Source organism: Proteiniborus sp. MB09-C3, assembly GCF_030263895.1.
In the GTDB taxonomy this organism is placed as follows: domain Bacteria; phylum Bacillota; class Clostridia; order Tissierellales; family Proteiniboraceae; genus Proteiniborus.
In genome coordinates this window covers 165,458-190,246 of record NZ_CP127161.1, presented here as the reverse complement: position 1 = coordinate 190,246, position 24,789 = coordinate 165,458, and the positions used below count along the sequence as shown (strand labels likewise).

Below are 24,789 nucleotides of genomic sequence, written 5' to 3'. Positions count from 1 at the left end.
ATTAGATTAATTGAATTTATATGCTAAATATAGATTCTTCGTCAACATCAATATCTGTCCGAAGGGCAATAATTAGGAGTGACTTTTAGGTGATGCTCAGAAGGACATAATGCTTGTCATCCTGAGCCTTAGGCGAAGGATCTCTCTTTTAAGCTATTTATAAACAAGGAGAGATTTTATGGAGCAAGTAACACTGAGACAAAACGAAAGAATAGATGATCTTCAATGTAAAGGACTTAAGATAATTCAAAACACAGAAGGCTTTTGTTTTGGAATGGATGCAGTACTATTATCTAATTTTTGTGATATCAAGAAAAACTCAGAAATAGTAGACTTAGGAGCAGGTACTGGTATAATACCCCTTTTAATATGGGCAAAGAATAATGTGAATAAAATATACGGCATAGAAATACAAGAAGAGGTTGCAGAAATGGCTAAAAGGACCATGATTATGAACAACCTTGAGGATAATATAGAGATAATCAATACAAATCTTATTAAAGCACCAGAAATATTAGGCGTAAATAAATTTGATTCCGTAACATCAAATCCGCCTTATATGTTTCAAGGAGGAGGCTTAATAAATCCAGAGGATAAAAAAGCCATATCTAGACATGAAATCACCTGCACATTAGAAGATGTAATAAAAACTGCCAGCAGACTATTAAAGCATAATGGCAGCTTTTTCATGGTACATAGACCCCATAGAATAGTGGATATTTTTTGTCTTCTAAGACAATATAAGCTGGAGCCTAAAAAAATTAGATTTGTACATCCAAAGGTTGGAGATAAACCAAATCTAGTATTGATAAAAAGTGTGAAGGCATCAAAGCCAGAGCTTAAATTTGAAGCTCCTCTATATGTATACAATGATGACTTGACGTTTACTGAGGAGATATATAAGATATACGGAATGGAAACGAGGTGAAGTGATTTTGGATGTCCAAGGTAAGCTATATATATGTCCCACACCTATAGGAAATTTAGAAGATATTACATTAAGAGTATTAAAAGTATTAAAGGAAGTGGATTTAATAGCGGCAGAGGATACTAGGCATACAATAAAGCTACTAAACCACTTTGATATCAAAAAGCCACTTACTAGCTATCATGAGCATAATAAAAGAGAAAAGGGGAAGCTCCTCATACAAAAATTATTAAATGGAGAGAATATAGCCTTAGTATCAGATGCAGGCATGCCTGGAATTTCTGATCCTGGAGAAGACTTGATAAAGCTGGCCATAGAAAGTGACCTTGAAGTCATAGCCTTGCCAGGACCTACTGCATCAACTTTAGCCTTGGTCATATCTGGCTTGCCTACGAGGAAATTTGTGTTTGAGGGTTTTTTACCATCTAATAAAAAGGAAAGAAGAGAAGCGCTGTTAAGCATAAAAAGTGAAGAAAGAACCATTATATTGTACGAATCTCCATATAGAGTAAAGGCTTTACTTGATGATATGTTAAGCATATTTGGAGAAAGAGACATAGCCCTTTGCAGGGAACTCACTAAAAAATATGAAGAGATTTTCAGGGGAAGTATAAAAGAGTCTATAAATAGATTTACTCAAGATGATCCAAAGGGAGAATTTGTAATAATAGTTAAAGGTGCAGAAAAAACAAAGGTTAACTCTATATCAGAAGAATGGGCGGGCATGACCATAAAAGACCATCTACTTAAATATACTGACGAAGGAATGACTAAAAAGGATGCGGTGAAAAGAGTGGCAGAAGACAGAGGATTGCCTAAAAATGAAGTGTATAAGGAAAGCATCGATATATAAAAAAATAGACCCCTTGAAAATCAAAGCTTCATAAAATGTTGCTTTTGATTCAAGGGGTTTTTTACTAATATGAAATTCTATAAATACAGAATTCCTTTTGATAAGTAAATATGTAATCTATTTACTTAGTTCTTCTAGACATTCAGGGCAAATATTTTTGCCTTTAAAAATCGTAATGTCCTTAGCTTGTCCACAGAATATACAAGCTGGAGCATATTTTTTTAGAATGATTTGCTCTCCATCTACATAAATTTCAAGAGAGTCTCTTTCAGCTATGTCAAGAGTTCTTCTCAATTCTATTGGAATAACTACTCTGCCAAGCTCGTCTACTTTTCTTACAATTCCTGTTGACTTCATTTTACAACCTCCTTTACTATGTGTCAAAAATCGACTTTTTATTACAGCTAAAATTGTACCATATATTCCATTTAAAGTCAACTTATTTAATAAAAAATAATTTCTTAACATTTTCACTTGTCGCAATGGCTATTTCATCAAAAGAAACGCCTCTAAGCTCTGCAATCATAGCAGCTACATATCTTACATTTAGGGGCTCATTCCTTTTTCCTCTTTTTGGTTCAGGAGCCAAGTATGGAGAATCAGTTTCTATTAACATTCTATCCAATGGTATATTTTGAGCAACTTCTTTTGAAACACGTGAATTCTTAAAGGTTACTGGCCCGGCAAAGGATATATAAAATCCCATCTTCAAATATTCCCTTGCCATTTCAAGGCTTCCGGAATAACAGTGAAGTACACCAGTAAGGCTATTATCAGCCTCTTGTTTCAAAATATTATACATATCTTGGCTGGCTTCTCTTTCATGTATTATTATGGGAAGCTGAAGCTTTTTAGCAAGCCTTATTTGCTCTACAAACCATTTTCTTTGAATATCTCTAGGTGAATTATCATAATGATAATCTAAGCCTATCTCCCCAATGGCTACTACCTTTTCATTATTAGCAAGAGAGGACAGCAGCTGTAAGGTTGTATCATCCACGGTTTTTGCATCATGAGGATGCACACCTACAGCTGCATATATATTTTTATACTTATTTGCCAAAGATACTGCCTTTACAGATGATGCAACATCTGACCCAGGATTTATCACAAGCTCAACGCCCTGATTGCTCAGATCCTTAATTACTTCATCTCTATCCTTATCAAATCTTTCATCATCTAAATGTGCATGACTATCAATTAGCATTTTTAATCCTCCTTACTTAACCTTTGCTCCACTTCCAATGTCATCCATTGCAGTAACCAGTGTAAGATTTTTACTTTTGTCAGCAGCTAATATCATTCCGTGAGATTCTACTCCTCTAAGCTTAATTGGCTTAAGATTGTAAACTAAAACCACATTTTTACCTATTAGCTCCTCAGGACTATAATACTTAGCAATTCCTGATACTACCTGTCTTTTTTCATCTCCAACCTCAAGCTGAAGGACTAATAGCTTATTTGCATCTGGATGCTTTTCAGCTTCTAATATCTTAGCTATTCTTAAATCAACCTTATCTAAATCATCTATGGTAATATAGCTGTTATCATCTTTTTGCTCATCAGTATTTTTGCCATCATTATCTATTTTACCATATCTTTTTGCAATGAAAAGGTCATTAGCATTGTTAATTTTTTCAAGCTCTTGTTTTACATCAAGTCTTGGGAACATAGGACTTTCTTTTCTGACCTTAATACCTGTAGGAAGCTTACCCCATTCTGAAATATCATTCCAGGATGTTCCCTGACCATGATCAATTCCTAACTGTCTCCAAATGCTATCTGATGTTTTTTCCATAAAAGGTCTTATTAGTACAGATACTATTCTAAGGGCTTCTGCTAGATTATATAAAACAGTATCCAGTCTACCCTTTTTCTCATCTTCCTTAGCCAATACCCAAGGAGTAGTTTCATCTACATACTTGTTTGCTCTGCTTATCAGCTTCCATACTTCTTCTAAAGCATTTCCAAAGCTTAGATTATCCATATGCTTCTCTACCCTTTGAGCTGTAGAAGTTGCCAAATCTATTAGACTATTATCAACGTCTTCTTTAACTTTACTTTCAGGAATTATTCCACCATTGTATTTATCCACCATTGCTATTGTTCTGCTAACTAGATTTCCTAAATCGTTAGCCAAATCAGAATTAATTCTATTTAAAAATTTCTCTTTTGTAAATGAGCCATCTTGACCAAATGAAAATTCTCTTAACAAGAAATATTTTAATGCATCTACTCCGTATAAATCAATTAGTGGCTCAGGATAAATTACATTTCCTTTTGATTTTGACATTTTATCATTATCAAATAGTATCCAGCCATGTCCGAATACCTTCTTAGGCAGTTCAATGTCTAGAGCCATTAAAATAGCAGGCCATATTATTGCGTGGAATCTGACAATTTCCTTACCTACAAGGTGAATATCTGCTGGCCAGTATTTTTTAAATTCTTCATCATTATCTGTAAGATAGCCTAAAGCTGTAATATAGTTACTTAGTGCATCTATCCATACGTATATTACATGCTTTTCGTCAAAGGGAACCTTAATTCCCCAGTCAAATGTAGACCTTGAAACACATAAATCCTCTAGACCAGGCCTTAAGAAATTATTTAACATTTCATTTCTTCTGGATTCAGGCTGTAGAAAATCTGGATTTTCTTCATAAAGCTTTAAAAGTCTATCCTGATATTTAGATAATCTGAAGAAATAAGCTTCTTCCTTTGCAAGCTTTACTTCCCTATTGCAGTCTGGACATTTTCCATCTACAAGCTGGCTTTCTGTCCAAAAGGATTCACATGGAGTACAATAATGACCTTCATACTCACTTTTGTAAATGTCACCTTTTTCATAAAGCTTTTGAAATATTTTTTGTACTATTTCTTTGTGATCTTCATCAGTAGTTCTTATGAGCCTATCATAGGTAATATCTAGGGTTTTCCATAGTTCCTTAATGTTTTTCACTATGCCATCTAAATATTCCTTTGGACTAACTCCTTTTTCATTAGCTACTGTTTGAATTTTTTGACCATGCTCATCAGTTCCAGTAAGGAACTTTACATCATATCCAAGGAGCCTCTTAAATCTTGCAATTGTATCTGCAGCAACAGTACAATAGGTATGACCTATATGAAGATTATCACTTGGATAATAAATAGGCGTAGTCACATAAAATGTTTTTTTCATGATAAAACCTCCCATCATTAATCATTAAATAGAGCAATTAATACTCATATAGAACTTAGTATTAACATAACATTAACTTTACAATTCAATAAAAAAAGCCCCATCTCTATTTATATAGAGACGAAGGCATATTCCTCGTGTTACCACTCTAGTTTATCTAAGCCTCACGACTTAGAACTCAGTAAGTTACTTACATAACCTTGTTAGTATAACGGAAACAAATCCGACATAGCCTACTCAAATGTTCAGCTACATAGCTTAGGGTCCATGTTCAGCCTAATATCTAACGCTAGCTTTCACCTAACCTAGCTCTCTAGTAGATAGACACACGAGCCTACTCTTCCCTTCATTGCTTTTTAATAATATTTCTTATATTACCAAAAACTATACACAAAATGCTTAAATTTGTCAAGTCACCATTCAAGAAAAATAATAGAAATATTAAGCGAGCATTTGCATCCGAAACCGTGAACGTATATTTCTATTATTTGAACACAATATTGCATATAAAAACAGATGCAATTATAGAGGCTACATGCGATAGCAGTGCTGCAGGTAATGTATGTCTAGAATCTTTTATGCCCACAATTCCAAAATATACAGCCATAGTATAGAATATGGTTTCGGCAGAGCCCATCATAGTAGATGCAACTCTCCCTATGAACGAATCAGGTCCGTATTCAGTTATTATCTCTTTTACAACAGCTAAGGAGCCACTTCCAGAAATTGGTCTCATAAGGGCAAGAGGCATTACCTCCTTTGGTATTCCAATTATTTTAACAAAGGGGTCTACAATGTTTACTAAAATATTCATGGCACCAGATCTTTTAAATATTCCTATGGCTATAAAAATGGCTATTAGATAGGGCATTATTCTTAAAGAGGCCGCAAAGCCTTCCTTAGCACCATCTACAAAGGTATCATATAAACTAACTCCCTTTATGTATCCATGTAACAATATTATACTCATTATGGCAGGAATAACTGCAACAGACAATATTTTTAAAATCTCTATCATAAGTAACTCATTCCTTTTTCTCTAATATTTTGACACTTAAAATCCCTACAATAGTAGAAATTGTAGATGCAATAAGAGAGGTACCTATTATTTCTGTTGGATTCAATGAGCCTGCATCTGTTCTGATTTTTATAACTGTAAGAGGGACAATTTGTATTGAGGACATATTGATTACTAAAAACATGCACATGGCATTTGTGGCTCTTTTTTTATCTTTGTTCAGACTATTCATTTCCTCCATGGCTTTGAGTCCTATTGCAGTAGCAGAGTTTCCAGCACCAAACATATTTGTTACCATATTCATTATTATAGCGCTCATAGCAGGATGGCCTTTGGGGATATCAGGAAATAAAATGTTTGTAATAGGAGTTAACAATTTACTAAAAGTTTTTATCAATCCAGATTTTTCTGCAATATTCATCAGTCCTAGCCAAACAGCCATTATACCAGTGAGACCTATGGCAAACATGACAGCCTCGGATGCATCCGCTACAATAGCAGTATTTATAGAGTCAATATTACCTGTGGCGATTGCAGTTACAACACCTATGGCTATCAAAAAAAACCAAATATAGTTTATCATTATAAAGTCTCCTTTTTCTTTTCACGCTTTTTATTTTTATCTGTAGACTTAATGGAGGTAATATTATATTTAGATTATATGCATATAAACACCTTGGGATTACAAAATTAGCTAAAGTGCTAATATCTCTAACTTTATACCTTTTTGTCGCATTTCCCGGGAAATTATAATAAAATGCAAAAAATAAGACTAAGTACAAAAAGCACTTAGTCTTATTTCGTATGTTCTCTAATTAGCATAGCCTTAATTATAGCTCTTCATCCATGTATATCTCATCATCCATCATTGGCATGATCGGATACATTGAGTCCATTGATGCTGGGTACATAAGATTGTTAGGATACATTGGGTTATTAGGTTGAATAGGGCTAATAGGATTATTAGGGTACATTGGGTTATTAGGTTGAATAGGGCTAACAGGATTACTAGGGTACATTGGGTTATTAGGTTGAATAGGACTAATAGGATTACTAGGGTACATTGGGTTATTAGGTTGAATAGGACTAATAGGATTATTAGGGTACATTGGATTGTTAGGTTGAATAGGACTAACAGGATTATTAGGATACATTGGATTATTAGGTAATACTGGAAAAATCGGATGCATTGGCTCCATGTAACTTTCTTCTTCCCCAAACATATGTCTGCCCATATTTGACATGCACATCATCATGCATCGCATCATCATAGGATTCATCATTGGGCAATGTCCTACAGATGGAAAGCTCGGATATGTTGGATAAGTTGGGTACTTAGGCTTTTCTGGACATACTGGCTTTGGTGCAACTTCTTCAGGTTTTTTTGGAGGCATACAGCGCTCCCTAGGCCTTCTTAGCAAATTAGCTCAACTCCTTTTATTAAGATAAAATTGGATAATATTATTAATTGACTACTACCATTATATGAACTATATTTTTAACCGTTACTTTTTTGTTCGTGAATAAATCTAAAAGAGTTGATTTACCTTATGAAACAGCTAAATATCAGGTTTATATAAGAATTGATATATATAATGCTAATCATGGGGCTAGGGCAGGATACTTAAAAATAAAGGTATAAATTTGAAAAAATAGTCAAGACTAGTAGCTAAGACCATAAGGACAAACAATATTTTCAATTTAGTGCAAAATCAAACTATTATCATGAGGAAATTGTTAATTATTATGTAAATTACTTTATAAATTTGACAAATTAGTTATTTTAAAATAGAATGAAAAAATGGTTTTCCAAATTGCAGGAAATAAAAAAGTATATATAGACCTGCACGAAACATATTATATTATATTAAATCTAGGAGGTTTCAAAATGGAACAGAAAAACAGGGGGTATAGGCTTCTAGTTATTACAGCCCTTATCCTTACTGGAATTACTGTATTCTCCCTTGCAATATACGATGTTGTAATGAAAAAGGTCGATATTGTAGTTGATGGGAAGGAAATGTCCGTGAATACTAGTAAAAAAACTGTATCAGAAGTGCTTAAAGAAAAAAATATATCATTAGGAGAATCCGATGATATAAATATACCTGTAGATAGTCCCTTAAAAGATAACATAAGAATTGAAATTAAAAAGGCTGTGCCAGTAGTCATAAATTATGGAGGTAATATTATTGATGTCAATACCACTGAAGAAACTGTAAAGGGGTTATTAGACTCACTGAAGCTGGATTATTACCAGGATATAATATCACCTTCACTCGATGAAAAAGTTAAATCAGGTACAGAAATAAATATTGTAAAAATAGATGAAAAAATAGAAACTATAAATGAGACAGTAGCATATAAAACAATAATAAAAGACAATATTAATTTAGATAAAGGAAAACTAGTAACTGTACAAGGTGGAAAAGAAGGAATTAAAGAAATAAAGATTAAAAAAGTATATGAAAATGGAAAACTTTTGACTACAGAAATAATTAAAGAAAAAACTTTAGAAAAGCCAATTGATGAAATTGTGGAAAAAGGCACAAAGGAAAAGGAATATACAATTGCATCAAGGGGTACTTTTGCAGGTAAAAGAGAAATAGAGATGGTGGCTACAGCTTATGACTTATCATATGAAAGCACAGGTAAAAAACCCGGGGACAAATGGTATGGAATTACTGCATCAGGGACAAAGGCAAGACCAGGTGTAGTTGCAGTAGATCCAAAGGTTATTCCCTTGGGAACTAAGCTTTATGTAGAATCACTAGATGGCACTCCAGACTATGGCTATGCAATAGCAGAAGATACAGGAGGAGCAATAAAAGGAAACAAAATAGATCTCTTCATAGAAGATGCTAAAGACGTAAAAGCATTTGGGAGGAGAAAAGTAAAAGTTTATATAATTGGTAAATAGAGCAGGTAACTGCTCTATTTTTGTTACATAACCGATTTCCTGAAGGCTTTTATCATAAATAAATGAATATTTAATTATTTATAAATAAAAGTTATAATATAGAGAGTACTTTTCATTAAGATTGCGAGGAGAACAAAATGATAAAAGAAATAATAGTAGTAGAAGGACGAGATGACATATCAGCAGTAAAAAAAGCAGTAGATGCAGAATTAATAGCCACAGGCGGCTTTGGAATTACAGAAGAAACAATAAAGAGAATACAAAAAGCGGCAGAAAGAAGAGGAGTCATAATATTTACGGATCCTGATTTTGCAGGAGAAAAAATCAGAAATATTATATCTAAAAAAGTAAAAAATGCAAAGCATGCATTTTTGCCAAAGGATAAGGCTACGAAGGATGGAGATATAGGAATAGAAAATGCAAAGCCTGAGGATATAATAGAAGCCTTATCTAAGGCAAGAGTAGAATCATCAGAGCCAACAATTGAGTTTACAAAAGAAGATTTGCTAGAAAGCGGACTCATAGGAAGTACAGATTCAAGTATAAAAAGAGATATAGTAGGGAGAATGTTAGGCATAGGATATTGTAACTCAAAACAGTTTCTAAAAAGGCTGAATAATTATGGGATAACCAGAGAAGAGTTTGAAGAAAGCATCAGGAGGTTATACAATGAAACCAGAGAATAGAAGGCTTTACTCACCTGCTGTAGTAAAGAAAATTATTGAAAAGCATGGATTTAGGTTTTCTAAAAGCCTAGGACAGAACTTTCTAATTGATGGCAATATAATAGATAGGATAATAGAAGGTGCAAATATTAAGGAAAGTGATGGAATAATTGAAGTCGGTCCAGGAATAGGTACTCTCACACAAAAATTATGTGAAAGTGCTGGAAAAGTAGTCGCCATAGAATTAGACAACAATCTGCTTCAAATTCTAGAAGAAACATTAGGGAGCTATGACAATGTAGAAGTCATACACGGAGACGTGCTAAAGGTGGACTTAAATCAGCTAATAAAAGAAAAGCTGGAAGACAGAACAGTAAAGGTAGTGGCAAATCTTCCATACTATATAACTACGCCTATAATAATGAAGCTTCTAGAAGAGAATCTTAATATAGATAAGATTGTAGTAATGGTGCAAAAAGAAGTTGCACATAGAATGAAAGCTGTACCCGGTAACAAGGATTATGGAGCTTTATCTATCGCAGTACAATACTATTCAAAGCCTGAAATAATAGTAGATGTTCCTAAAAATGTATTTATGCCAAGACCAAATGTAGACTCAGCAGTAATAATGCTGGATGTGTATAATGAACCTGTCATAAAGGTTAAAGATGAAAAACTGTTTTTCAATGTTGTAAAAGCTGCCTTTGGAAAGAGAAGAAAAACACTCTTAAATGCACTCACTAGCGGTATAGGCCTAAAAAAAGAAGAGATAGAAATAATATTAGAAAAATGTAGCATAGACCCAGTAAGAAGAGGAGAAACCCTTGATAGTACAGAATTTGCAGGAATAGCAGATGAAATATATATGATGATAAACAACTATTAGTTCACTATTTCCCTTTTTATACATATATTAATAACAAGATGTATAAAGGAGGGAGTAATTTGAGCGCGTTTATGAGGAAATTCGTGATATTAGAGGAGCAGCCTGATTATTATAAGAAAGTACAAGGGCTAACTCCAAAGGGCCATATGAATATTGAAGTAAGAGACGGTAGAGGAAAACTCACTATTAATGTTGATAATCTTAAGATTAGTCCAGACGAAGGAAAGCTGTATAAGGCTTGCTTAGTAGGAGAAAGCAATAAAAATTATGTAGATGTTGACTTAGGTGTTATAGTGCTAAACGATAGAGGAAAAGGAAGTATAGAATGGAAGTTTGACCCAGCATCAGTAGGAGGTACAAGTCTTTCCATAGAGAAGTTCAATAATGTACTTGTAAAAGAAATAGACATGGCAAACGAAAATAAAGAAATGATTGTTCCATTGTCAGGCTATATTTATAAAAAGGATGGCAGCCTCGTTAAGCTGATGAAAAAGCAATGTGAAAAAGAGTCTTTTAAAAAACAAGAAATACAAAAACAAAGCATAGAGGAAGTTCATTCAGAAGAATCGAAGATTCATAATGAAGAAATCTTGGAAGAAATAAATCCTGAAGAGTATTTACAACAGGTTGAAATAGAGCCAGAACAAATACAAGAAGATACATATATAGCTTCAGTAGAAGAAGCTATTAAAGAAGAAAATATAGAAGAGGATAGTATAGGGGAAGAAAAAACAGAGGACATCCAAGAAGAAAAACAGGAAGAGCTGCAAGAATATATGGTGACACAAGATTTAGATTCAAATGAATTTAAACCAGAAGAGCCAAGAGTAGAAGATTTATCCTTCGAGGACATAATTCCATTAGGCTTCAGGTTTGATGAACTTGATCTTCAGAATATGGATATGGAACAAAAAGAGCAGGATTATCAAGAGATTCAAGAAATTCAAAAGGTGCAAGAAGTTCAGGAAGCTCAAGAAATACAGGAGACAGATGAGATAGAAGCAACGCAGGAAATCCAAGAAGTTCAACAGTCTCTGGAAGAATGCGAGACAGAAATAATGCAAGAAGAACTGGAAATACTTGAAGAAGAGATACATGAAATCCAAGAAGAAGCACAAGAAGAAATACAGGAACAGATTAACAGCGCAGAAGCTGATTGGATAGACTTAGAGGCTAGAGAAGGAATGCAAGACTTCATGCAAAATCACCAAGTTACCTATAATTATGGAGATTACATTGATAATACTTATGGCAGCAAAATATACAAGATAGATGAATACATGGATACTGCTAGAAACTATAGCATGCAAGTAGCAAATTATACAATGGACATTTTAAAGTTCTTTAACAAGGTAGAGCCTTTTAGAGAAAATCTAAGGGATTGTACTTGGTGGAGGATAGAGCATAACAATGAAGACATTGATAGAGGTTTTCTTCCGTTCTATAATTATCTAGTTAATGTATATTATCCATATCCATTAACTTCAAGAACAACCACTTGTCAAAGCATGGTAGAAAAATATGGTCACTATATTTTTGGTACAGTAGCAAAGCAGGAGGAAATAAAATACTATGTCTATGGAGTACCAGGAAAATTTACCATAGCAGATCATCCATATAATGGGGCAACAGGCTTTAATACATGGCTTAAAGACAAAAACTCAGAAGAAGACCTAGGCTATTGGCTCATATATATAGATGCATTAAGTGGAAAGATAATAAATCCAGTAAATCCTACAATACCTACAAAATAACCTCTATTTTCTAGAGGTTATTTTTTTTATTTAAGGAAACACTTTATATATGCTATAATTTAGTAAAAGAGCAAAAAGGGGGATGGTCTACATGGAGCAAGACGGAATATGTGATGTAACTGAAATAAATAGAGATACTGTAGAGAAGATAAAAAAAGACATTCTTCCAGATGAAACAATAATAAGCTTATCAGAGGTTTTTAAGGCACTAGGTGATCCTACAAGGCTTAAAATTATTTATGTGCTTTCAAAACATCAGCTATGTGTTTGCGATATAGCAGATTTATTAAACATGAGTCAATCAGCCATATCTCACCAGCTAAGAGTACTCCGAGGATTAAGACTTGTAAAATTTAGAAAAGAAGGCAAGCAGGCAATATATTCATTAGATGATGATCATGTGCTCCAATTATTCAATCAAGGTATGGAACACATATCTCATGAATAAAAAATAATTAAATTTTCTTGCGATTAAAAAAGGTTTTTTTGGGGCAGTATAGAAATAATCTATAATGAGAACTAATACAATAGATGATTTCTATACAAAGGAGGCGTATTTTAATGGCTAATGTAACAGTTTACACAAGCAATACATGACCACATTGCGTAACAGCAAAGCAATATCTTTCGGAGAAAGGTGTAAGTTATACTGAGAAGAACGTCCAAACAGATCCTAATGCAAGAAAAGAGCTAATGCAAAAAGGCATTAGAGCAGTGCCTGTAATAGTAGTAGACGGACAAGATATAGTAGGATTCGATAAGGCAAAACTAGAAGAGCTTCTATAATATAATATATAATAAAAAACCTTGGCGTAAGCCAAGGTTATTTATTTAATTCTGCAAGAAGTTTTTCTAAATCAATTCCATGTACCATAGCAGCTTGCTCTAATGATTCCATTTGAGAAGAAGGACATCCTATACATCCCATTCCAAATCTTAAAAGAGCTTCCACAGATTCTGGTTTTTCTTTCAATATTTCACCAATAAGCATATCTTTAGTTATAGCCATTTTAAATTTCCTCCTTAATTCTATTTAATCTAATAATAACATAGAATAAAATGTTTTATGTGATTTTAATCACATTTTACAATTATTATACCACTACTAATACAAATTATAATATATCAATTAAGAAAAAATGACAATATGTAAATAAAAAATCAATAAAAAATGAATAAAAAATAATAAATTAGCCAAAATACTTATGAGGAGGGATGTAAATGCCAGATGATGAAAGGAACAATGACAGAAATAATGAAAGAACGCGAGACAACAAAGATTTTAGTATTACCGAAATGATAGTTAGAGTAATAATAACAGCTATAGTCGTAGGATTAACCGCATTTTTCACACCAGGCTTTAGTGTTGATGGCTTGTGGAGCCTACTTATTGCAAGTATTGTTATAGGAATTCTAGACTACTTAGTAGAGAGATTCACAGGAATGGATGCTTCTGCATTTGGTAAAGGAATCAAAGGGTTCTTAATCACAGTAGTTATTCTATATGTAACAAGACTTATTGTACCAGGTTTCCATGTAACTTGGCTGGGAGCAATTATTGGTGCAATAGTAATAGGAATAATCGATATGATAATACCAAGCAGAGCTTCAATCTAAATGTAAACATAACTCGTTATCAATTGAAAACAATAGTTAATAACAAATGTAACCCTGTATCTTTGTGAAATACAGGGTTACATTTATATTGATATTGTAATATAATAATATTACAATATTTCAATTGAAAAAAGGGGTGTCAATATTGAGCAGTATTAAGGCAGTAGATGATAACGAAAGATTTAGAATTGCAAGTAGAATAACTTGGCTTACAATTATACTAAATATAATTCTTTCCATAGCAAAGATTGGTATAGGTATAATTTCAAGTTCAACTGCAATGATTGCAGATGGAGTTCATACTGTTTCAGATGTGGCTAGCTCATTAGGTATTATTGTAGGCTTCATAATTTCAAATAAGCCTGAAGATTCGAAGCATCAATATGGGCATGAAAAAGCTGAGTCCATTGCTGGATTTGTTTTATCTCTAATGCTCATTAGTGTAGGTATAAAAATTGGATATTCCTCAATAGAGCTTATGATTTCTGGAACTACTAAGGTTCCAGGTATGTTAGCACTGTGGGCAGCCTTAGCATCGATAGTCGTTAAGGAATTTCAATATAGAATAACCATGAATCAGGGGAGAAGAATAAACAGCAGTGCTTTAATGGCAGATGCTTGGCATCATAGATCTGATGCACTATCTTCTGTGGGAACACTTATAGGCATAGGGGGAGCAAGATTGGGGTATAAAATTTTGGATCCACTAGCAGGATTTATAGTTTCAGTTATAGTTGTAAAGGTTGGAATCGATTTGTTTTTGAAAGGCTATAACGAGCTTATGGACTCATCTATAGAGGAAGAGGAGCTAACTCAAATATCAAATGTTATTTTAAGCGAAACCAAAATAGAAGAAATAAATGATCTGAAAGCTAGAAGACACGGCTCTAAAGTGTTTATAGATGTAGAGGTTTGTGTAGATCCTAATATCTCTGTATTAGAGGGCCATGATATAGCTGAAGATGTTGAAAAAGTTATATATGATAATTTAGATAATGTAAAAAAAGTTTTAGTTCATGTAAACCCTTGTGTAGAGAATTGTACAGAGATTAAGAATAAATAGAAGTATAAGCAAATAAAAACAGGAATAAATAAAAATCATTGACCCAAAACTAAATATGTAGTAAAATTTGTTTTAACATACCCCAATGGGGTATGTTAAAAATAATAGAATATTGGGAGGGTTAATGATGAATGTAAATGTAACAGAAAAAGCTCAAGAAGAATTAAAAAGAATATTAGATAAAAAAGGTTCAAATGATAAATCTGTAAGAATATATATAGCAGGTGTTGGTTGAGGTGGTCCATCCTTTGGAATCGCTCTGGATGGGCAAAAAGAAAATGATGAAGTAACTAAAATTGGTGAATATAGCTATTTAGTGGATAAGGATTTAATAAATACCTACGGAACATTTAATGTAGATTATACAAATGATTGGCTGAGAAGGGGATTCCACATAGTGCCAAATAGAGGTGGCTCATCCTGTAGTTAAGCAATATAAAGAGTAAAGCCCATAAAGCTTTACTCTTTTTTATGACCTAACCCGATTTCTTCCTAAAATTGACTATAAAGATTTTGATTAAAGGACAAAATTATGGATATATATTAACTAGCATTTTTAGGAGGATAAGCATGAATAATTTTAGGAAAGAAGATATACGAAAGGAAATGATTAGCTTAAGGAATAAGCTTACGAAAGAGCAAGTAGATTCCTTGAGCAAAAAAATTATTTCAACTCTAATTAAGCTGCCAATATTCAAAAATAGCCGAAATATAATGCTCTATTTAAGCTTCGGCAATGAAGTTGATACCTTTAAGCTAATTGAATTTTGCAGAGAGCAGGGTAAGAGGATAATTGTCCCTTTTTGTATAAATGAGGGAAGAAGACTAGTACCTACGGAAATAAGAGATATGGATAAGGATTTAGTTAGAAGTAGCTTTGGATATCTAGAGCCTAAAAAAGAGCTTGTAAAGCCTGTAGGTACAGAAGAAATTGATTTAATAATACTTCCAAGTCTTGCATTTGACAGAAGATGCTACAGAGTAAGCTATGGTGGAGGTTACTACGACAGATTTCTTAAAAAACTAAATTTTACAATACCCACTATAGGATTAGCATACGATTTTCAATTGATGGATTTAATACCATCAGAAGAACATGATGTACCAGTGGATTATATTGTAACAGATAAGAGAATAGTAGTGAGATAAGGTGTAATAGGCCTATTGGAGGGAAAATTAGTATGGAGAATCAATGCAACAAAAATAATGAGGAAAAGAAGGTACAAAAAAACGTATGTGAAGAATGTGGCTGCATAATGAAGCCAGAAGGCGGCTGCTTTGTGTGCCCTAATTGTGGATACAGTCCTTGCAGTATATAAGCAAAAAATAACGAAGACCATAGATTTGACATATCTATGGTCTTTGCTGCATTATTTCTTAAATATTTTATGAAGAAAGCCCTCTTCCTGTCCTAAATTTTCAGTGTTAACCTGATATTTAAAATCAGGATTGGCAGTATTTACAAAGCTTCCAGTCCATGTAGTTCTTAAATCATACATTACCCGGGGATCTGCACCAGCCTCATTCCAATATCCTTTATGCAGGCATTTGGATTGGCTATACTCCAGATAGTCGTCTTCAGATACTCTAATTGAATTCACATTATCACATGGCATTCCATTTAGAATATAGTTATTTAATGCATCATATATATCCTTAGGAGTTGAAGTATCATATTTTGACTTTGCATCCTTACCTAAAGCTATCCCATCTTGTTTGTATATATTTTTAGCAAGAAGAATTCCATGATCCTTGTATTTTGCAAATAAATCTGCTAATATGGCAGCCTGTCTGGTTTCCACAGTTTTAATTTTCTCTTGAAGCCAACCGTGGATATTATTAATATCAATTAATTCGTCCAAAGGTTTATCAGAGATTCTTTCGCCATATTTCTTAATATTAGCATCTTCTATATCATTTACTTCTTCTCCAAAGCTTTCTTTAAATCCTTTTATTATATTTTTTTCAAGGTTTTCATGGTATTTAATTTTATCAAATAACCAAAAATGAATTGGAGCTAAAAATCTACTCATTTGAAAAATCCTCCTTTTTAGATATAATGTAATTATCTAATTAAGTTTATTGTCTTGTACGGGTTATATATTTATAATGTACAAAAATATCAAAACTATTAATATGGCAAGAATCACATAGCTATGTGATAAAGGTCACATTTATTATAAAGGGGAGAGATTTTATGAGCGATGTTATAGACATTGGAAAAAAGTACAGAGTCTGTAATTTGTGCAAAGGAAGATACTGTGCCCATAAGGTGTCAATATTTTCAGTTCTTTCGGAAGAACAATTAACAAAGCTAACAGAAAAAATAGCACATAAAAACTATAAAAAAGGCCAGATTATTTTTTTTGAAGGAGATATATCAGATAAGCTATATGTCATAAATAAAGGAAAGATTAAAATATTTAAGTATACTAGAGAGGGAAAAGAGCAGATACTTTATATTCTTTCAGAAGGGGATTTTGTAGGAGACTTAAGCCTTCTTAAAAAGGATGAATTTAAATTCAATGCAGAAGCTTTAGAAGATGCAAACATATGCGTGCTGACGAAGGATGATTTCGATGGCATACTAAAAGAAAGTCCTGAAATAGCCATATCAATACTACAAGTAGTTTACGATAGAATAGTGAAGCTAGAGAATCTTATCCAAAGCCTAAGTACAAAGGATATAGAGGCTAGAATAGCAGGGCTTCTGCTTAGCTTCATAAAAGATTTTGGAGTTCGTAAAGGCGACAGCATAGAACTTGAACTGCCCTTAAGCAGAGAAGATATAGCTAACTATATAGGAGTCACCAGAGAAACAATAAGCAGAAAGCTGGGAAGTATGCAGGATCAAGGAGTAATAGAATTAATAGGAAGCAAGAAAATCATCATAAAGGATATTGAAGAATTAGAATACATGGCGACATAGATACTAGAGAAAACAACAAAGGCCTGATAATCTGAAGATTTTCTTTAAATTTTGTGCATTTAAGCTGCGAGCACATATTATTTTTGCTTTTTTGATTTAAATCATTTTACTGGGGGAATAATGGTTGTATAATTATAGATGACAAAAGAATAGCTTTGGAGGGATAGAAATGGACTTAAGACAACAAGTACTTGAATCACTTAAAAACGTACTAGACCCAGAAATTAAGAAGAGCCTAGTAGAGCTAAATATGATAAAGGATATAGAAATATCAGGACAAGATGTAATCATAACCGTGACACTTACAACAGAGGGCTGTCCTTTAAAAGATAAAATAAGAAAGGATATATTATCTGAAGTTAGAAAAATAGAAGGAATAAAAAATGTCGAAGTGATCTATGGTGAAATGACAAAGGAGCAAAAACAAGAATTGGCTCAAAAACTTCATGGCATAGATGAAAGAAAAGATCCTTTTACCAATACTAGAGTAATAGCAGTAGGCAGTGGAAAAGGCGGAGTAGGGAAATCGACAGTAGCAGCAAATCTAGCAGTGGCAATGAGTAGTCTTGGATATAAAGTAGGACTCATAGATGCAGACATATTAGGCTACAGTATTCCTCAAATAATGGGAATAAATAAAGAAAGACCAACAATGATAGAAGAAGGCATCATAATGCCCATAGAGAAGCAGGGAGTAAAGGTAATATCAATGGGAAACCTTCTTGAAAGAGATGAACCGCTTATTTGGAGAGGTCCAGTTCTCGGTCAAGTATTATCACAATTTATATATGATTTTTACTGGGGAGAGCTAGATTATATGTTTATAGACCTTCCACCAGGAACAGGAGATGTACCCCTAAGCCTAATGCAAAGCCTTCCAAAGGTTGAGATTTTAATAATCACAACACCACAGATAACAGCAGCAAGTGTAGCTAAGAGACTAGGTCTCATGGCAGAAAAGACAAAAAATAAGATAATAGGAGTTATTGAAAACATGTCTTATTTTATTTGTGATAACTGCTCTGAAAAGCATTTTATTTTCGGCAAAGGAGAAGGAGAAAAGCTAAGTGCCGAGCTTAACACAGAGTATCTAGGCGAAATACCCCTAATGACAACCCTAAGAGAAGGAAGCGACAAAGGAAATGTGTTTGCTGGAGATATAAATACGGAAATAGGAAAAATATATAATAAAATTGCGAAGAAATTGGGACACTTGGATTAGCAATCTGACATAAGTGGTGACGAAATAAAGACAAAAAATAATACACAAGAATTATATTATAAAAATACTTGACAAACATAAAAAATGTGGTATATTAGCATTAACAGCTTAATATCTAATTCACGTTCACGTTTTTTCAACGTTCAGAAATTAAAGTTTTTGAACTAAATTGAAAAAAATAGTGGTCATGAAAATTAGGTTTCTTATAAATCATAAGAATCTTTTTTCATGACCTTTTTTATTGCCTTATTTTAATGGTGCTAATAATATAACAGTTCGTGAAAAAGAAAAATGGATATTAATATTTATTCAGAATTTTAGACTATTAAGTAATTCGTCTATGAATAAAATAATAGAAGGAGTGAAAGATATGGAAGCTGTGGAGAAAGCAGTTATAACGAAAAAATCTTCTTACACAACTAGCCAAATAGTTGGGTTAATTTTAGGAATTGTACTCTTTTATCTAGTATATTTTGTTATACCAATTGAAGGATTAAGTAAAGAAGGCAGAGGAGTATTAGCTACTTTAGCAATAGCTGGCTGTTGGTGGATGACAGAAGCAGTAAACTCTGGAATTGTAGGACTAATACCATTGGTTTTATTTCCCTTAACGCTAACATTAAGCCCTGAAGCGACTGCAGCTGCATATGGCAGTAATACAATCTTCATGTTCTTTGGTGGCTTTTCAATTTCCTTAGCACTAGAAAAATGGAATTTGCATAATAGGATCGCTTTATCCATTATTAATGTTGTTGGGACAAGCATGACAAAAATAATTATTGGAATGATGTTTGCTTCTGCTTTTATATCTATGTGGGTTTCAAATACTGCTACTATTTTAATGCTACTCCCAATTGCACAAGCGATAGGATCAAAAATAACGGAGCTTATGCAAAAAGAAGGACCATATGCAGAAAAGGATGTTAGCAATTTTAAGAAAGCTACTATTTTAGCTGCTGGATTTGGTTCTATCATTGGAGGTTCAATTACATTGATAGGAACCCCTACTAACATTATACTGTCAGGGTTTACTACAGAACTATTAGGTTTTGATTTGCCTTTTGCTCAATTTAGTTTTTTTGTATTTCCAATTGCTGTAGTCCAGTTTGTTTTAATGATTTTTATTTTAACAAAAGTTTTTTATAAAATTGAAGCAAGGCAAGTAGAATTAGGGAAAACGTTTATATTAAAGGAATTAAAAGCATTAGGAGAATTGAACCATGAAGAAAAGATTGTATCTGCAGTTTTTATAGGAACTGTCTTTATGTGGGTAACTGTATCATTTATTTGGAAAGACATCATTCCAGGAATCTCAGACACTGTTGTATCAGTAATTGCATGTATTCTTCTCTTTTTACTTCCAAGTAGAAGCACAGGAGGAAGAATACTAGAAGCAGACTCTGTAAAAAAGATTCCTTGGGAAGTTATATTAATGTTGGAAGGTGGACTAGCAATTGCGGCAGGATTTACACAGACGGATTTGGCCCAATGGATTGGAAATCAGCTCATGAGTTTTCAAGGACAGTCGGAAATGATTGTTATTATAGGTGTAACTTTCCTAGCTTTATTAGTGACACAATTTGCACCAAATACAGCAACTGGAACTATAATGATACCAATCGCAGCATCTCTTGCTAATGCAATGGGAATGCATCCCCTACCTTTAATGACAGCGGTTGCTATGGGTACTGGGTTTGCTTGTACTTTACCAAGTGGTACTCCACTTATGGGAGTCCTTTATGGAACTGGAGAATTCAAGATGTCTGAGATAATCAAAGTAGGGTTAGTACTTGCCATCGTATCAGAAATCATGGTTGTATTAAGTGTAAAATTTATTATGCCACTAATATTTAGAATCTAGTATCATGTAAATATATAACTAGAATATTCTCAAAGATTTTGCACAAAAACAGATGTAGTTATTATATAGATGTAATTGTATTATTTTATTAGAGGAATTGTGATGAAGCTAGAATTGCGTTAAAATTGGCTTAGGAGAAATTTCTTCTACATAATAATATGATAGGAATTAGGTGATAACAGTGAAAATAATGCCAACAGTTTTTATTTCCGCATATAGTCAAGCGCCTAAGGGAACAAAGCTATCTGAAAATGGACAGACTTTAGGTGTTATGTTGGAAATTAGAAGAGACAGCCACATTATTGTGGATTTTGAATGTACTTTTATTACGGATTTAGCTAAAAATTATTGTAAAAAGCTTGTTGTAGGTACGAATTTTAAAGAAGACTTTGAAGACATGCTTGAATCAATTGAAGGAAACATGATAATACCTTCTGTTAATGCCTTAATTGTTGCACTTAAAATTGCGCACCAAAGGTATATAGATACGATTTTGAAAGAAGAAACGACTGATTGATAAAAATATGTTTATTGCAATTCATATACACAATATAATTAAATATCTAATTCACGTTCATGTTTTTCAACGTTTAAAAACAAAAATTTTAAACTAAATTGAAAAATATAGTGATCATGAAAAATAGTTTAATTCTTATGAATAATAAGAAGCTTTTTCATGGTCACTTTTTTTATTACTATATTTTAAAAAAATTAAGAAAGGAGATCAGAATGAATATTCAAAATGAAACAATTAATACGAAAAGAAAACTAAAGGTTATTGACTATCCAGGAGAAAAAGGTCCAATAATTGCACTTCATGGACTTACCGGGAACTATCTGCAACTTCGGCATTATGTCGAGAGTCTTAATCAAGAATATCGAGTGATTACACTTGATTTTAGGGGAAGGGGAGACAGTGACTCAGCAGAAAATCCATCTTCAATATTTGAGCATGCAAATGATATAAGGAATCTGATTGAAGAGATGAAATTAGATAGTCCTATTTTAATGGGATATTCAATGGGTGGGTTCGTTAGCTCAATTGTTGCTTCTATAGGTATTCCTATTAAAGCATTAATTCTTCTGGATGGAGCTGCTACAATGAGTGAACATCAGATACCTATAGTAGAGCCAACTTTCGGCAGATTAAGCAAACATTATTTTTCTAAAGAAGATTATGTGGCTACAGTTACAAGTAGCTACATGAATATGGGAATTGGCATAACACAAGAATTAATAAAAAACGTTGGATACGAAGTAGAAAATAAAGGTGATTATTGGGGCAATAAATCTTGTGAAAGAACTATAAGACAGGATTGGAAAAGTTTTTGGGAATTTGACATTAACTCAATTGGGACTAAAATCAATTGTCCTACTTTATTAGTAGAAGCTACTGGAAACATTGGCAACAATCCTCCTTTATTTATTCCAGAAAGCTATGTCAATACAAAGAAGAGTATAAGAAATCTAAAAATTGAAATCTCTGAGGCAAGTCACTATACAATGGTTTTTGAAAAAAGAGAGGATATTAATAAGTTTATTCATGATTTCCTAAATAAGCTAGAAAACTAGTCCATAAAAAATATATAAAGGTGGGGTGAAGCATATGGGAACTGTGAAAAAAACAGTTGTAGAAAAAAAATCATCTTACAATAAAGGTCAAATGTTTGGTTTAATTTTAGGAATTGCACTTTTCTTATTGGTTTATTATTTCATACCATTTGAAAATCTTAGCAAGGAAGGTAAAGGTGTGTTAGCTACTTTGGCACTAATTGGAACGTGGTGGATGACAGAAGCAGCCAATACGGGAATTGTTGGGCTAGTTCCACTAGTTTTATTTCCTTTAACACAAACATTAAGTCCCGGAGCAACAGCAGCTGCTTATGGCAGCAACACAGTATTTATGTTTTTTGGTGGTTTTGCTATAGCATTGGCATTAGAAAAGTGGAATTTACATAATAGAATTGCTTTATCTATTATCAATATTGTTGGAACAAGCATGACTAAATTAATTGTAGGTTTGATGCTTTCAGCAACCTTTATTTCCATGTGGGTTTCTAATACCGCTACTATGTTGATGCTTCTCCCAATTGCACAGGCAATTGGATCAAAAATAGTAGAACTGATGGAAAGGGAAGATACCTACTCAAAGAAGAATGCCGACAATTTTAAAAAATCAGTTGTATTTGCAGTTGGATTTGGTGCGATTATTGGAGGTTCAATGACACTTATTGGAACACCTACCAACATTTCGCTATCTGGCTTTACTTCACAATTGCTGGGATATGAATTGTCATTTGCTCAGTTTACATTTTTCGAATTTCCAGTTGCTTTAGCTCAATTTATTCTAATGGTATTTATTTTAACAAAAGTGTTTTACAAGATTAGCATAAAAGAGGTAGAGCAAGGAAGGAGCTATATAGCAGAAGAAAAGAAGGCATTAGGTAAGATGAGTAATGAAGAAAAGGTTGTTTCAGCAGTTTTTATAGGAACTGTATTCATGTGGGTAACTGTATCATTTATTTGGAAAAAGTTTATACCAGGTATATCAGATACTGTTGTATCTATAATTGCTTGTATTCTTCTCTATTTACTTCCAAGTAGAAGCACAGGAGGAAGAATACTAGAAGCAGACTCAGTTAAAAAGATGCCTTGGGCAGTTATCCTAATGTTACAAGGAGGTATGGCTATTGCAGCAGGGTTTACACAAACGGATTTAGCGCAGTGGATTGGAAATCAACTCATGAATTTCCAGGGGCAGCCAGAAATAGTTGTTATTATGGTTGTAACCTTACTAGCCTTATTAGTAACACAATTTGCGCCAAATACAGCAACTGGAACTATAATGATACCAATTGCAGCATCATTATCCAATGCAATTGGAATAAATCCTCTATATTTAATGACAGCTGCTGCTTTAGGAGCAGGCTTTGCTTCAACTTTACCAAGCGGAACCCCTCTCATGGGAATAATCTATGGTACTGGAGATTTTAAAATGGGAGAAATGGTTAAGGTAGGGATTTCCCTTGTGTTTGTATCCTTTATCATGATTGTATTAAGTGTTAAATTTATACTCCCATTATTTTTTGCGGTGTAGCTTAATTTACGTATAAAAATTAACTATTGAATGTATGGAAGGAGTTTGAAATGGCAGACGGATTAGCTTATTTTAAGAAAGTATACAATGATATTCCTAATTGGGTTCAAATCATGTATGACTATAACCCCAAAATGCTAGATTACTACACAGATATTAGGGGAGAAGCATTTAAGGATTCAGAATTAAGTGCAAAAGAAAAGGATGAATTCATCGCTAGTATGAATGCAGGAAGATTGTACAAAAGGAGTATGCTCTATCATACTCAAGCTGCAATAATCAAAGGCTCACAGATTGGAGATTTAATAGAATATTTTTTAGTAGCTTATGTTTATTCGGGGAAGGATGCTCTTGAATTATCACTAGCAGCTCTTGAAAATGCTTTGATACAAAAAGAAAAAACAGTGAATGAACGTAAAAATAACTATGCAACGGACAAGGAAGTGTTTGAACAAATTATAGAGTGGACAAATGATAGTGACAATACTCTTGTAAAAAAAGTTTATACATTATTAGATGATTCTAAAAATCATAATTCTCCTGAAATTATTGATTTAATCATGAGTGATGGGAAAGTGTCTCGAAAAAAGAAGTATTTAAATCTAATAGGTCAATATATTACAGAACTTAGAGGAAATGCTGTAGGACCATTAATTGAGAAAGCTAGAAATATTGGAGTGACAGAAGCAGAATTAGCAGATTTGGGTTACATTGTTATGATAACTGCAGGAATTCCTAGCTGGTTTGAACTCAGTGATCATTTAAACAGTAAATAATAGAAATGGAGGGCTT

General features: G+C 33.1%; 27 protein-coding genes and 1 other annotated feature. Of the genes, 19 read left to right on the top strand and 8 right to left on the bottom strand.

Annotated features, from left to right (window positions below):
- Nucleotides 1–178: 178 nt before the first annotated feature.
- Together QO263_RS00905 and rsmI are read left to right on the top strand one after the other, a co-directional pair.
- Nucleotides 179–928 (top strand): tRNA1(Val) (adenine(37)-N6)-methyltransferase, encoded by a 750-nt coding sequence (locus tag QO263_RS00905; RefSeq protein ID WP_285625337.1) that lies wholly within the window; start codon nt 179–181, stop codon nt 926–928.
- Nucleotides 929–935: 7 nt separating this feature from the next.
- Complete coding sequence (gene rsmI, locus QO263_RS00900; RefSeq protein ID WP_285625334.1) at nt 936–1,781, top strand: 16S rRNA (cytidine(1402)-2'-O)-methyltransferase; 846 nt, start codon at nt 936–938, stop codon at nt 1,779–1,781.
- 117 nt (nt 1,782–1,898) lie between these two features.
- Here the strand turns inward: rsmI and QO263_RS00895 are convergent, their stop codons facing one another.
- The 6 genes from QO263_RS00895 to QO263_RS00870 form a co-directional block, all read right to left on the bottom strand.
- Nucleotides 1,899–2,138 carry an AbrB/MazE/SpoVT family DNA-binding domain-containing protein gene (locus QO263_RS00895; protein ID WP_285625332.1) on the bottom strand — a complete coding sequence of 80 codons (240 nt, stop codon included), beginning with the start codon at nt 2,136–2,138 and terminating at the stop codon, nt 1,899–1,901.
- 82 nt (nt 2,139–2,220) lie between these two features.
- A complete protein-coding gene (locus QO263_RS00890) occupies nt 2,221–2,988 on the bottom strand; it encodes a TatD family hydrolase (protein ID WP_285625330.1) in 768 nt (255 codons plus the stop codon).
- 12 nt (nt 2,989–3,000) lie between these two features.
- Nucleotides 3,001–4,968 carry a methionine--tRNA ligase gene (metG, locus tag QO263_RS00885; RefSeq protein WP_285629157.1) on the bottom strand — a complete coding sequence of 656 codons (1,968 nt, stop codon included), beginning with the start codon at nt 4,966–4,968 and terminating at the stop codon, nt 3,001–3,003.
- A gap of 110 nt (nt 4,969–5,078) precedes the next feature.
- Nucleotides 5,079–5,324: a binding site (T-box leader), on the bottom strand.
- Nucleotides 5,325–5,449: 125 nt separating this feature from the next.
- On the bottom strand, nt 5,450–5,983 hold the full coding sequence (locus QO263_RS00880; protein WP_352169146.1) for a spore maturation protein: 534 nt from the start codon (nt 5,981–5,983) through the stop codon (nt 5,450–5,452).
- Nucleotides 5,984–5,990: 7 nt separating this feature from the next.
- Nucleotides 5,991–6,566: a nucleoside recognition domain-containing protein gene (locus QO263_RS00875; RefSeq protein ID WP_285625327.1), complete on the bottom strand. Its 576-nt coding sequence runs from the start codon at nt 6,564–6,566 to the stop codon at nt 5,991–5,993.
- Between the two features lie 247 nt (nt 6,567–6,813).
- The gene (locus tag QO263_RS00870; protein ID WP_285625324.1) at nt 6,814–7,377 is read right to left on the bottom strand and encodes a hypothetical protein; all 564 of its coding nucleotides are present in this window, start codon (nt 7,375–7,377) and stop codon (nt 6,814–6,816) included.
- Nucleotides 7,378–7,871: 494 nt separating this feature from the next.
- Here QO263_RS00870 and QO263_RS00865 point away from each other — a divergent pair, with 494 nt between their 5' ends.
- The 6 genes from QO263_RS00865 (at nt 7,872) to QO263_RS00840 (ending at nt 12,994) form a co-directional block, all read left to right on the top strand.
- Entirely contained in the window at nt 7,872–8,903 is a 1,032-nt protein-coding gene (locus QO263_RS00865) for a resuscitation-promoting factor (protein ID WP_285625321.1), read from the top strand.
- Nucleotides 8,904–9,040: 137 nt separating this feature from the next.
- Nucleotides 9,041–9,589 carry a ribonuclease M5 gene (rnmV, locus tag QO263_RS00860; protein WP_285625319.1) on the top strand — a complete coding sequence of 183 codons (549 nt, stop codon included), beginning with the start codon at nt 9,041–9,043 and terminating at the stop codon, nt 9,587–9,589.
- Nucleotides 9,573–10,454, top strand: a complete 882-nt coding sequence (rsmA, locus tag QO263_RS00855) for a 16S rRNA (adenine(1518)-N(6)/adenine(1519)-N(6))-dimethyltransferase RsmA (protein WP_285625316.1) — start codon at nt 9,573–9,575, stop codon at nt 10,452–10,454. Before rnmV ends, rsmA begins: the two co-directional genes overlap by 17 nt.
- Nucleotides 10,455–10,513: 59 nt before the next feature.
- Entirely contained in the window at nt 10,514–12,208 is a 1,695-nt protein-coding gene (locus tag QO263_RS00850; RefSeq protein WP_285625313.1) for a hypothetical protein, read from the top strand.
- An 82-nt stretch (nt 12,209–12,290) separates the two neighbouring features.
- On the top strand, nt 12,291–12,656 hold the full coding sequence (locus QO263_RS00845) for an ArsR/SmtB family transcription factor (protein ID WP_502928682.1): 366 nt from the start codon (nt 12,291–12,293) through the stop codon (nt 12,654–12,656).
- Between the two features lie 113 nt (nt 12,657–12,769).
- Complete coding sequence (locus QO263_RS00840; protein ID WP_502928681.1) at nt 12,770–12,994, top strand: glutaredoxin family protein; 225 nt, start codon at nt 12,770–12,772, stop codon at nt 12,992–12,994.
- A 37-nt stretch (nt 12,995–13,031) separates the two neighbouring features.
- Here QO263_RS00840 and QO263_RS00835 read toward each other — a convergent pair whose 3' ends face one another.
- Entirely contained in the window at nt 13,032–13,217 is a 186-nt protein-coding gene (locus tag QO263_RS00835) for a DUF1858 domain-containing protein (protein WP_285625306.1), read from the bottom strand.
- Between the two features lie 212 nt (nt 13,218–13,429).
- Here QO263_RS00835 and QO263_RS00830 point away from each other — a divergent pair, with 212 nt between their 5' ends.
- The 4 genes from QO263_RS00830 (at nt 13,430) to QO263_RS00815 (ending at nt 16,207) form a co-directional block, all read left to right on the top strand.
- Entirely contained in the window at nt 13,430–13,825 is a 396-nt protein-coding gene (locus QO263_RS00830; protein WP_285625304.1) for a phage holin family protein, read from the top strand.
- A gap of 145 nt (nt 13,826–13,970) precedes the next feature.
- Nucleotides 13,971–14,888, top strand: coding sequence for a cation diffusion facilitator family transporter (locus tag QO263_RS00825; RefSeq protein WP_285625301.1), 918 nt, complete (start codon nt 13,971–13,973; stop codon nt 14,886–14,888).
- A 570-nt stretch (nt 14,889–15,458) separates the two neighbouring features.
- Nucleotides 15,459–16,037 (top strand): 5-formyltetrahydrofolate cyclo-ligase, encoded by a 579-nt coding sequence (locus QO263_RS00820; RefSeq protein ID WP_285625299.1) that lies wholly within the window; start codon nt 15,459–15,461, stop codon nt 16,035–16,037.
- A gap of 32 nt (nt 16,038–16,069) precedes the next feature.
- On the top strand, nt 16,070–16,207 hold the full coding sequence (locus QO263_RS00815) for a hypothetical protein (RefSeq protein ID WP_285625297.1): 138 nt from the start codon (nt 16,070–16,072) through the stop codon (nt 16,205–16,207).
- 51 nt (nt 16,208–16,258) lie between these two features.
- Here QO263_RS00815 and QO263_RS00810 read toward each other — a convergent pair whose 3' ends face one another.
- Nucleotides 16,259–16,921: a hypothetical protein gene (locus QO263_RS00810; RefSeq protein WP_285625295.1), complete on the bottom strand. Its 663-nt coding sequence runs from the start codon at nt 16,919–16,921 to the stop codon at nt 16,259–16,261.
- Between the two features lie 164 nt (nt 16,922–17,085).
- On the opposite strand from QO263_RS00810, the gene QO263_RS00805 reads away from it, so the two are divergent.
- From QO263_RS00805 to QO263_RS00775, 7 genes are all read left to right on the top strand, one after another.
- Complete coding sequence (locus QO263_RS00805) at nt 17,086–17,817, top strand: Crp/Fnr family transcriptional regulator (protein ID WP_285625293.1); 732 nt, start codon at nt 17,086–17,088, stop codon at nt 17,815–17,817.
- Nucleotides 17,818–17,986: 169 nt separating this feature from the next.
- Entirely contained in the window at nt 17,987–19,039 is a 1,053-nt protein-coding gene (locus QO263_RS00800; RefSeq protein WP_285625290.1) for an Mrp/NBP35 family ATP-binding protein, read from the top strand.
- 370 nt (nt 19,040–19,409) lie between these two features.
- Nucleotides 19,410–20,900, top strand: coding sequence for an SLC13 family permease (locus QO263_RS00795; protein ID WP_285625287.1), 1,491 nt, complete (start codon nt 19,410–19,412; stop codon nt 20,898–20,900).
- A gap of 190 nt (nt 20,901–21,090) precedes the next feature.
- Complete coding sequence (locus QO263_RS00790; RefSeq protein ID WP_285629354.1) at nt 21,091–21,417, top strand: DUF3870 domain-containing protein; 327 nt, start codon at nt 21,091–21,093, stop codon at nt 21,415–21,417.
- A gap of 212 nt (nt 21,418–21,629) precedes the next feature.
- Entirely contained in the window at nt 21,630–22,472 is an 843-nt protein-coding gene (locus QO263_RS00785) for an alpha/beta fold hydrolase (protein ID WP_285625284.1), read from the top strand.
- Between the two features lie 34 nt (nt 22,473–22,506).
- Nucleotides 22,507–23,997, top strand: coding sequence for an SLC13 family permease (locus tag QO263_RS00780; RefSeq protein ID WP_285625281.1), 1,491 nt, complete (start codon nt 22,507–22,509; stop codon nt 23,995–23,997).
- Nucleotides 23,998–24,047: 50 nt separating this feature from the next.
- Nucleotides 24,048–24,773, top strand: coding sequence for a carboxymuconolactone decarboxylase family protein (locus tag QO263_RS00775; RefSeq protein ID WP_285625278.1), 726 nt, complete (start codon nt 24,048–24,050; stop codon nt 24,771–24,773).
- Nucleotides 24,774–24,789: the final 16 nt, after the last annotated feature.

Excerpts from the sequence above, each read along its gene's own strand:
- QO263_RS00805 (WP_285625293.1), top strand. The coding sequence starts at position 17,086 with ATGAGCGATGTTATAGACATTGGAAAAAAGTACAGAGTCTGTAATTTG.
- QO263_RS00815 (WP_285625297.1), top strand. The coding sequence starts at position 16,070 with ATGGAGAATCAATGCAACAAAAATAATGAGGAAAAGAAGGTACAAAAA.
- QO263_RS00785 (WP_285625284.1), top strand. The coding sequence starts at position 21,630 with ATGAATATTCAAAATGAAACAATTAATACGAAAAGAAAACTAAAGGTT.
- rsmA (WP_285625316.1), top strand. The coding sequence starts at position 9,573 with ATGAAACCAGAGAATAGAAGGCTTTACTCACCTGCTGTAGTAAAGAAA.
- QO263_RS00795 (WP_285625287.1), top strand. The coding sequence starts at position 19,410 with ATGGAAGCTGTGGAGAAAGCAGTTATAACGAAAAAATCTTCTTACACA.
- QO263_RS00835 (WP_285625306.1), bottom strand. The coding sequence starts at position 13,217 with ATGGCTATAACTAAAGATATGCTTATTGGTGAAATATTGAAAGAAAAA.
- QO263_RS00880 (WP_352169146.1), bottom strand. The coding sequence starts at position 5,983 with ATGATAGAGATTTTAAAAATATTGTCTGTTGCAGTTATTCCTGCCATA.
- QO263_RS00810 (WP_285625295.1), bottom strand. The coding sequence starts at position 16,921 with ATGAGTAGATTTTTAGCTCCAATTCATTTTTGGTTATTTGATAAAATT.
- QO263_RS00845 (WP_502928682.1), top strand. The coding sequence starts at position 12,291 with ATGGTCTACATGGAGCAAGACGGAATATGTGATGTAACTGAAATAAAT.
- QO263_RS00790 (WP_285629354.1), top strand. The coding sequence starts at position 21,091 with ATGCCAACAGTTTTTATTTCCGCATATAGTCAAGCGCCTAAGGGAACA.
- QO263_RS00820 (WP_285625299.1), top strand. The coding sequence starts at position 15,459 with ATGAATAATTTTAGGAAAGAAGATATACGAAAGGAAATGATTAGCTTA.
- rnmV (WP_285625319.1), top strand. The coding sequence starts at position 9,041 with ATGATAAAAGAAATAATAGTAGTAGAAGGACGAGATGACATATCAGCA.
- QO263_RS00865 (WP_285625321.1), top strand. The coding sequence starts at position 7,872 with ATGGAACAGAAAAACAGGGGGTATAGGCTTCTAGTTATTACAGCCCTT.
- QO263_RS00775 (WP_285625278.1), top strand. The coding sequence starts at position 24,048 with ATGGCAGACGGATTAGCTTATTTTAAGAAAGTATACAATGATATTCCT.
- QO263_RS00905 (WP_285625337.1), top strand. The coding sequence starts at position 179 with ATGGAGCAAGTAACACTGAGACAAAACGAAAGAATAGATGATCTTCAA.
- QO263_RS00800 (WP_285625290.1), top strand. The coding sequence starts at position 17,987 with ATGGACTTAAGACAACAAGTACTTGAATCACTTAAAAACGTACTAGAC.
- QO263_RS00780 (WP_285625281.1), top strand. The coding sequence starts at position 22,507 with ATGGGAACTGTGAAAAAAACAGTTGTAGAAAAAAAATCATCTTACAAT.
- QO263_RS00890 (WP_285625330.1), bottom strand. The coding sequence starts at position 2,988 with ATGCTAATTGATAGTCATGCACATTTAGATGATGAAAGATTTGATAAG.
- QO263_RS00895 (WP_285625332.1), bottom strand. The coding sequence starts at position 2,138 with ATGAAGTCAACAGGAATTGTAAGAAAAGTAGACGAGCTTGGCAGAGTA.
- QO263_RS00875 (WP_285625327.1), bottom strand. The coding sequence starts at position 6,566 with ATGATAAACTATATTTGGTTTTTTTTGATAGCCATAGGTGTTGTAACT.
- QO263_RS00830 (WP_285625304.1), top strand. The coding sequence starts at position 13,430 with ATGCCAGATGATGAAAGGAACAATGACAGAAATAATGAAAGAACGCGA.
- QO263_RS00870 (WP_285625324.1), bottom strand. The coding sequence starts at position 7,377 with ATGCCTCCAAAAAAACCTGAAGAAGTTGCACCAAAGCCAGTATGTCCA.